This is a genomic window from Micromonospora sp. NPDC049799 (genome assembly GCF_040656655.1).
Taxonomy (GTDB): domain Bacteria; phylum Actinomycetota; class Actinomycetes; order Mycobacteriales; family Micromonosporaceae; genus Micromonospora.
Genome location: NZ_JBFAMU010000215.1, coordinates 1 through 8,355, shown reverse-complemented (window position 1 = coordinate 8,355; position 8,355 = coordinate 1). Strand labels below are relative to the sequence as shown.

Sequence of the window (8,355 nt, the reverse complement as noted above, 5' to 3'; positions counted from 1 at the left end):
TGGCGGGCGCCCCGACGGTGGCGGCGGCCGGCCTGCCCGTCCTGGTGGTCGACGACCCGCGCGCGGTCCTCGGCGCCCTCGCCTCCGCCGTCTACGGCGACCCCACCGGAGACCTCACGGTGATCGGGGTGACCGGCACCGCCGGCAAGACCTCCACCGCCTACCTCGTCGAGTCCGGGCTGCGCGCCGCCGGCCACACCACCGGGCTGATCGGCACCGTGGAGACCCGCCTCGGCGACCTGGTGATCGACAGCGTGCGTACCACGCCCGAGGCGACGGACCTGCACGCGATGCTCGCCGCCGCGCGCGAGCGCGGGGTGACCGCGGTGGTCATGGAGGTCTCCAGTCACGCCCTCGCGATGGGGCGGGTCGGCGGCGTCCGCTTCACCGTCGGCGGCTACACCAACTTCGGCTCCGACCACCTCGACTTCCACGCGGACTCCGCCGACTACTTCGCCGCGAAGGCGAAGCTCTTCGACGGGCGCTGCGCGGTGGAGGTGCTCAACCACGACGACCCGGCGCTCGGGCCGCTGCGCAAGCCGGCGACCGTGACCTACTCGGCGGCTGGCGATCCCGCCGCCATGTGGTGGGCCGACGAGGTCGGTGGCGAGGGGTACGCCCAGCGCTTCACCCTGCACGGCCCGGACGGGCTGACCCTGCCGGCCGGCGTCGCGCTGCCCGGCCGGCACAACGTGGCCAACGCCCTGCTCGCCGTCGCCGTTCTGGTGGCCGCCGGGGTGGACCCGAAGACCGCCGTGGCCGGGGTGACGGCCTGCGGCGGGGTGCCGGGCCGGCTGGAACTCGTCGACGCCCCCGGCCCGGTGCGCGGCGTCGTGGACTACGCGCACAAGACCGACGCCGTGGTGGCGGTGCTGGCCGCGCTGCGCGAGTTCAGCCCGGGCCGGCTGATCTGCGTGATCGGGGCCGGCGGGGACCGGGACCGGGGCAAGCGCCCGCTGATGGGCGCGGCAGCGGCGGAGGGGGCGGACGTGGTGCTGGTGACCGACGACAACCCGCGTACGGAGGACCCGGCGGCGATCCGCGCCGAGGTGCTCGTCGGTGCGCACGGCGCCGGCGCCGACGCCCGGATCGTCGAGGTGGACGGCCGGCGGGCGGCGATTGCCGAGGCGGTCCGGCTGGCCGCCCCGGGTGACGTGGTCGCGGTGCTCGGCAAGGGGCACGAGCAGGGTCAGGAGGTCGCCGGGCAGGTGCACCCGTTCGACGACCGCACCGAGCTGGCCGCCGCGCTGCGGGCCCGCTTCGGCGACCCGGAGGGTGCCCGGTGATCGCGCTGAGCCTGGCCGAGGTGGCCGCGGCGGTGGACGGGCGGCTGGTCGCCGCCGCCCCCGACGCGCGGGTCACCGGGTCGGTCGAGTTCGACTCGCGCCGGGTCGGCCCGGGCGCGCTGTTCGTCGCATTTCCCGGCGAGAAGGCCGACGGGCACGACTTCGCCGCGGCGGCGGTCGCCTCCGGCGCGGTGGCCGTGCTCGGCACCCGGGAGGTGCCCGGCGTGCCGATGGTGCTGGTCGACGACGCGCTCGCCGCGATGGGCCGGCTGGCCCGGGCGGTGGTGGACCGGCTGCCCGGCCTGACCGTGATCGGCCTGACCGGCTCGTCCGGCAAGACCACCACCAAGGACCTCATCGCCCAGCTCGCCGCCCGGCTCGGCCCGACCGTCGCGCCGCCCGGGTCGTTCAACAACGAGCTGGGGCACCCGTGGACGGCGTTGCAGGCCGGACCGGAGACCCGCTACCTGGTCATGGAGAAGGGCGCGCGCGGCGTCGGCCACGTGCGGTACCTCTGCGACGTGGTGCCACCCCGGATCTCCGTGGTGCTCAACGTCGGGGTGGCGCACATCGGCGAGTTCGGTTCGCGGGAGATCATCGCGCTGGCCAAGGGTGAGCTGGTCGAGGCCCTGCCGGCCGACGGCCTGGCCGTCCTCAACGCCGACGACCCGCTGGTCGCCGCGATGGCCGGCCGGACCCGGGCCCGCGTCGTCCGGTACGGCGAGGCGTCCGACGCCGACATCCGCGCCGAGGACGTCACCTCCGACGAGCGTGGCCGGCCGTCGTACACGCTGGTGACCCCGGAGGGGACGGCGCCGGTGCGGCTCGGGTTGACCGGTCGGCACCAGGTCTCCAACTCCCTCGCCGCCGCCGCGGTGGCCCGGGAACTGGGCATGCCGCTGACCGAGCTGGCCGTCGCGCTGGGCGAGATGGGGCTGGTCTCCACCCGCCGGATGGACGTGTTCGAGCGCGCCGACGGCGTGACGGTGATCGACGACTCGTACAACGCCAACCCCGCCTCGACGGCGGTCGCGCTCCGGGCGCTGGCCGGCATCGGGCAGGACCGGCGTACCGTCGCGGTGCTCGGCTACATGGCCGAGCTGGGCCCGTACGAGCACGAGGGACACGTGGAGGTCGGCCGGCTCGCGGCCGAGTTGGGTGTCGACCGGCTGCTCGTGGTGGGCGAGCCGGCGGCGCCGATCCACGAGGGCGCGACATCGGTAGGTGACTGGGGAGGAGGGTCGGTGCTGCTCACCGATCAGGCGGCGGCCGTCGAGGTGCTGCGGGACGAACTACGGCCGGGCGACGTCGTCCTGGTGAAGGGCTCCCGGTACCGCACCTGGGAGGTGGCCGACGCGTTGCGCGCCGACGCCGCCGCCGGGAGCGCGACCACGGGAGACACCGACGTGGCGGCCGGAGGGAACGTCGCGTGAGGGCGGTCATCGTCGCCGTCGGGGTGGCCTTCCTGGTCTCGCTGCTCTGCACCCCGCTCGCGATCAAGGTCTTCACCCGGCTCAAGGCCGGCCAGCCGATCCGGGCCGAGGGCCCGCAGATGCACCAGAGCAAGAAGGGCACGCCGACGATGGGCGGCGTGGTCTTCATCCTGGCGACCGTCATCGCGTACGTCGCGGGCCACCTGGCCCTGACCAGCCTGCCGGACGCGCAGATCGCCCAGGTCGAGCCGACCATCACGGCGCTGGTGCTGCTCGGCCTGATGGTCTTCTCCGGAGCGGTCGGCTTCATCGACGACTTCCTGAAGGTCCGCAAGCGGCACAGCGGTGGTCTGAACAAGCGGGGCAAGCTGCTCGGCCAGATCCTGGTCGGTGCGGTCTTCGGCGTGGTCGCGCTCTACTTCCCGAGCAGCATGACCGACGCCGACGGGCGGGCGACCAACACCGAGACCGTCGGCAGCACCACGCTGAGCTTCATCCGGGACATCCCGGCGCTGGAGCTGACCAAGGTCGGCGCGGTCATCGTCTTCATCTTCGTGGTGATGGCGGCGACCAACGGCGTCAACCTCACCGACGGCCTGGACGGCCTCGCCACGGGCGCCTCCGTGATGGTGCTGGCGGCGTACGCGCTGATCGCGTTCTGGCAGTACCGGCACTGGTGCGCCGACCCGAACTACACCGAGGCGTACTGCTACACCGTCCGGGATCCGCTGGAGATCGCGTTGATCGCCGGGGCCGCGGCCGGGGCCTGCGTCGGGTTCCTCTGGTGGAACACGTCACCGGCGCGGATCTTCATGGGCGACACCGGCGCGCTGGGCCTGGGCGGTCTCATCGCCGGCATGGCGATGTCCACCCGGACGATCATGCTGCTGCCGATCATCGGCGGCCTGTTCGTGATCATCACCATGTCGGTGGTCATTCAGATCATCTCGTTCCGCACCACCGGCAAGCGGGTGTTCCGGATGTCCCCCCTGCAGCACCACTTCGAGCTCGCCGGCTGGAGCGAGGTCAACATCGTGGTGCGCTTCTGGATCATCGCGGGCATCGGTGTCGCCATCGCGCTGGGCCTCTTCTACAGCGAGTTCCTCGCCAACGTCGGCTGATCCATGCTGCCCGCAACGGCGCCGTCGCGACCTCGCGGCGGCGCCGTCGCGCCGTCCGGCGCCGTAGCGCTCCGCGTGGCGGCGTCGGGCCGACGGCGTTAAGCGGGGGCCCTTCCTCTACCGCAGGCGTTAAGCGGGGGCCCTTCCTTTCACCCGCGACACGCCGAGGACGGCGTTGCGGAGGTGGGCGGGCCGGCCAGCGGCCATGATGTCGGGGTGGGGGAGGACAGCGGTACCCAGGTCACGACGGACACGACACCCCGGCGGCCACCGGACGAGCCGGGCGGGTCGGCGGCGCTGCGCGGCCTGGACGCCGCCGGCGGCCTGGCGGCCCTGCGCGGGCTGCTGGACCGTCCGCTCGCCTCCTACTACCTGCTGCTCTCCAGCGCCGGCCTGCTGCTGCTCATCGGCCTGACGATGGTCTTCTCGGCGACCAGCGTGCGGGACTACGCCCAGGGCGGGAACGCCACCGCGTCGCTGACCAAGCAGGCGATCTTCGCGGTGATCGGCATCGTGGCCTTCTGGGCCTGCCAGCGACTGCCCGCCCGCACGTTCCGGGCCGTCGGCTGGCCGGCGCTCGGCGTGTCGGTGGTGCTGCTGCTCCTGCTCAACGCCCTCGTCGCCCTCGAATCGATCGCCGGGGTGGAGCGGGTCGGGCCGATCTACGCCGAGCTGCTGTGGCTGCACCTCGGCCCGATCCAGCTGCAACCCTCCGAGCTGGCGAAGTTCGCTCTGGTGCTCTGGGGCGCCGACGTGATCGCCCGGAAGGGCGCCAAGCTCGGCTGGTGGCGGGAACTGGCCACGCCGCTGTTCCCGGTGGTCGGGCTGCTGTTCGTCCTGGTCGGCTACAACGACCTCGGCACCATGCTCTGCCTGCTCGCGCTGGTCGTCGGCCTGCTCTGGGCGGCCGGCGTACGGATGCGGGTGTTCGCCACCCTCACCGCGGTCGGCCTGCTCGGCATCGGCCTGCTGGTGGCGGTCGCCTCCCTCGGTGCCGGGTCCGGTGAGAAGGGCGCCGAGAACTACCGGCTGGCCCGCCTGACCACCTTCTTCGCCCCGCCGCCGCCGGAGCAGTGCAAGCTCGAGGAGTGCTACCAGATCGCGCAGGCCCGGTACGCCATCGAGAACGGCGGCTGGTTCGGCACCGGCCTGGGCAAGAGCACCCTCAAGTGGGAGTGGCTGCCGGCGGCGGAGAACGACTTCATCTTCGCGGTCATCGCCGAGGAGTTGGGCGTCGTCGGCTGTGTCGTGGTGGTCGCGCTGTTCGCCGTGCTCGCGTACACCGGGCTGCGCATCGCCGGCCGGGTCGCCGACCCGTTCCGTCGGCTCGCCGCCGCCGCGGTGACCGCCTGGCTGGTGGGCCAGGCGGTGATCAACATCGGTGGGGTGATCGGCCTGCTGCCGCTGACCGGCGTGCCGTTGCCGTTCATCTCCGACGGCGGCAGCGCCCTGGTCGTCACGCTCGCGGCGGTCGGGATGCTCGCCTCCTTCGCCCGCGCCGAACCCGATGCGGCCAGAGCACTGCATGCCCGTCCGCCGGCCCGGTGGGTCCGACTAGTGTGGGCCCCGTTGCCGCCGCTTCCCGGCCGGCGTCGCCGTGTGGCGTCGCCGCCCGCGGCCCGGCCTCCGGTGCCCCGGGCACGGGAGCGGCGCGGAGACGACCAGGCCGTGCCACGCGGCGTCCGGGCAGACCGGACCCGACGCGGGGCGGCGGACGAGAGGAGACGTTGATGGGTCCGCTGCGTTCGGTGGTGCTCGCGGGAGGTGGCACGGGAGGGCACATCTACCCGCTGCTCGCCTTCGCCGACTGCCTGCGCCGGCACGACCCCGGCGTCCGGATCACCTGCCTGGGCACCCCTCGGGGCCTGGAGAACGAGCTGATCCCCCCGCAGGGCTACGACCTGCGGCAGATCCCGGCCTACCAGCTGCCCCGGTCGGTCAACATGAACCTCGTGAAGACCCCGGGCCGGATGTGGACCGCGGCGCGCGCGGCGGGCAAGGTCATCGACGAGGTGCGCGCCGACGTGGTCGTCGGCTTCGGCGGGTACGTCTCGGTGCCCGCGTACCTGGCCGCGTGGCGGCGTGAGCTGCCGATCGTCATCCACGAGGTGAACGTTCCCCCGGGGGTGGCCAACCGGCTCGGGATGCGGTTCACCCAGCACGTCGCGGTCGGCTTCCCGCACCAGCCGGTGCAGTCCGAGGCACTGCGCGAGGCCCGGGTGGTCGGCGTGCCGTTGCGGCGCGGGATCGCCGGGCTGGACCGGTACGCGATGCGCAACGCCGCCCGCGCTCACTTCGGACTCCGCCCCGACCTGCCGGTGCTCTTCGTGGCCGGTGGCTCGCAGGGCGCCCGGTCGATCAACCTGGCGGTCTCCGGCGCGGCCAAGGAACTGGCCCGCAACGGTGTGCAGGTGCTGCACGTGATCGGTGCCCGCAACGAGCCGGTGCCGGTCCCCACCGACCTGCCGGTGCCGTACGTGACGCTGCCGTACCTGTCCCAGATGGAGCTGGGCTACGCGGCGGCGGACCTGATGCTCGGCCGGGGCGGCGCGATGACCTGCGCCGAGGTGGCCGCGATCGGCCTGCCCACGGTCTACGTGCCGTACCCGCACAGCAACCAGGAGCAGAAGCGCAACGCGCTGCCCGTGGTGGAGGCCGGCGGCGGCCTGCTCGTCGACGACGCCGAGCTGACCCCGGACTGGGTGGAGCGGACGATCGTCCCGCTGATCCGCGACGCGCACCGGCTGCACGCCATGAGCACCGCCGCTGCCGCGTACGGTCGCCGTGACGGCGACGAGGCACTGCTCAACTACGTCTACGAGGCGGTGGCCCGATGACCGTGTCGACCACCCGCCGGGCGGCCCGGCCCGCCGTGACTGGAAGGTCCTGACCCATGAACACCGCGCAGTTCACCCCGGCCGGCACGCTGACCGCCGAGGACCTGGGCACCATCCACCTCATCGGGGTCGGTGGGGTCGGCATGAGCGGCCTGGCCCGGCTCTTCCTCACCCGGGGCATCGCGGTCTCCGGCAGCGAGCTGCGGGAGTGGCCGTCGCTGGCCGGCCTGCGGGCGCTCGGCGGCACGATCCACATGAGCCACGAGGCGTCCAACCTCGACGGGGTGGACACGGTGGTCTACTCCTCGGCGATCCCCCAGGACCACCTGGAGATGGCCGAGGCGCGCCGGCGGGGCCTGCGGGTGCTGCACCGCTCGGAGGCGCTCGCCGCGGCGATGACCGGCCGGCGTACGGTCGCGGTCGCCGGGACCCACGGCAAGACCACCACCACCTCGATGGTCACCATGGTGCTGCAGCGGGCCGGAGCGGACCCGTCCTTCGTCATCGGCGGGGAGATCTCCGAGGTCGGCTCGGGCGCCCACCACGGCACCGGCGAGTACTTCGTGGTCGAGGCGGACGAGAGCGACCGCTCGTTCCTCATCTACCGCCCGTACGTCTCGATCATCACCAACGTCGAGGCCGACCACCTCAACACGTACGGCGACCTGGCCAACCTGGAGGCGACGTTCGCCGAGTTCGCCCGGCTGACCGACCCCGACGGCTTCATCATCACCTGCGCCGACGACGCGGGCGGCCGTCGGTTGGCCGAGACGCTGCGCGCCGAGGGGCGCCGGGTGCACACGTACGGCGAGGCGGCCGACGCCGACCTCCGGCTGACCGAGGTCTCCTCCTCCGCGCGGGGCGTGCGGTACCTGGCGCAGATCGACGGGCGGTCGCTGGGCGAGTTCCGGCTGCCGGTGCCGGGCCGGCACATGGGGCTCAACAGCGCCTCGGCGGTGCTGGCCACGTACCTGCTGGATCTGCCGCTGGAGGCGGCGGAGGCGGCTCTCGCGGCGTTTCCCGGCGTGCGGCGGCGCTTCGAGCGCAAGGGCGTCGCGGACGACGTGCTGGTCTACGACGAGTACGCCTACCACCCGACCTCGATGAGGCTGGCCCTGCAGACGCTGCGCGAGGTGGCCGGCGACGGTCGGCTGATCGTGGTGTTCCAGCCCTACCGGCTCTACCGGACGCGGGACAACCAGACCGAGATCGCCGAGGCGCTGGCCATCGCCGACGAGGTGGTGCTGCTGGAGGTCTTCGGCCCGGGTGAGTTGCGCGCGCCGGGGGAGGGCTCGGCGGCGTTGATCGAGGCGATCCCGCTGCCCGCCGAGCGCAAGGTCTTCGTCGACTCGTGGGAGGCGGCGCCGGTGGAGGTGACCCGCCGCGCCCGGCCGGGCGACGTCGTGGTCACCATGGGCGCGCCCCCCTCGTCGCTGATGGGCGACCAGCTGCTCGACGCCCTCTCGGCGCGGACCGCCGATCCGTCGGCGCCGGCCGGCACACTGCCCGGCAGCGATGCCGGCGGGGCGACCACGATCGGTGGGACCGTGCCCGGTGTCGGTGGCGGCGTCGGGAACGGCGCGGCGCCCGCCGTCGGATGAGCCCGGGGGTGGCAGCGAGCGCGCCGGACCGGTCGAAGACCAGCGACGTGTTCCAGGTGTGCTCGGGATCCGGTCCG

General features: G+C 73.6%; 6 protein-coding genes. All 6 read left to right on the top strand.

Features of this window, described 5'->3' with window-relative positions:
- Window positions 1–1,286, top strand: a 1,286-nt coding sequence (locus AB0I76_RS17220; protein ID WP_357035957.1) for a UDP-N-acetylmuramoyl-L-alanyl-D-glutamate--2,6-diaminopimelate ligase, incomplete at its 5' end; no start/stop codon positions are given.
- A complete protein-coding gene (murF, locus tag AB0I76_RS17215) occupies window positions 1,283–2,719 on the top strand; it encodes a UDP-N-acetylmuramoyl-tripeptide--D-alanyl-D-alanine ligase (RefSeq protein WP_357035954.1) in 1,437 nt (478 codons plus the stop codon). The genes AB0I76_RS17220 and murF, both read left to right, overlap by 4 nt.
- Window positions 2,716–3,840 carry a phospho-N-acetylmuramoyl-pentapeptide-transferase gene (gene mraY, locus AB0I76_RS17210; protein ID WP_357035951.1) on the top strand — a complete coding sequence of 375 codons (1,125 nt, stop codon included), beginning with the start codon at window positions 2,716–2,718 and terminating at the stop codon, window positions 3,838–3,840. The genes murF and mraY overlap by 4 nt, the downstream gene beginning before the upstream one ends.
- 324 nt (window positions 3,841–4,164) lie before the next feature.
- Window positions 4,165–5,571, top strand: a complete 1,407-nt coding sequence (locus AB0I76_RS17205; RefSeq protein WP_357035960.1) for a putative peptidoglycan glycosyltransferase FtsW — start codon at window positions 4,165–4,167, stop codon at window positions 5,569–5,571.
- Window positions 5,571–6,677, top strand: a complete 1,107-nt coding sequence (gene murG, locus AB0I76_RS17200) for an undecaprenyldiphospho-muramoylpentapeptide beta-N-acetylglucosaminyltransferase (RefSeq protein ID WP_357035948.1) — start codon at window positions 5,571–5,573, stop codon at window positions 6,675–6,677. Before AB0I76_RS17205 ends, murG begins: the two co-directional genes overlap by 1 nt.
- Window positions 6,678–6,733: 56 nt before the next feature.
- The gene (gene murC / locus AB0I76_RS17195) at window positions 6,734–8,278 is read left to right on the top strand and encodes a UDP-N-acetylmuramate--L-alanine ligase (RefSeq protein ID WP_357035945.1); all 1,545 of its coding nucleotides are present in this window, start codon (window positions 6,734–6,736) and stop codon (window positions 8,276–8,278) included.
- The last annotated feature ends 77 nt before the right edge of the window (window positions 8,279–8,355 follow it).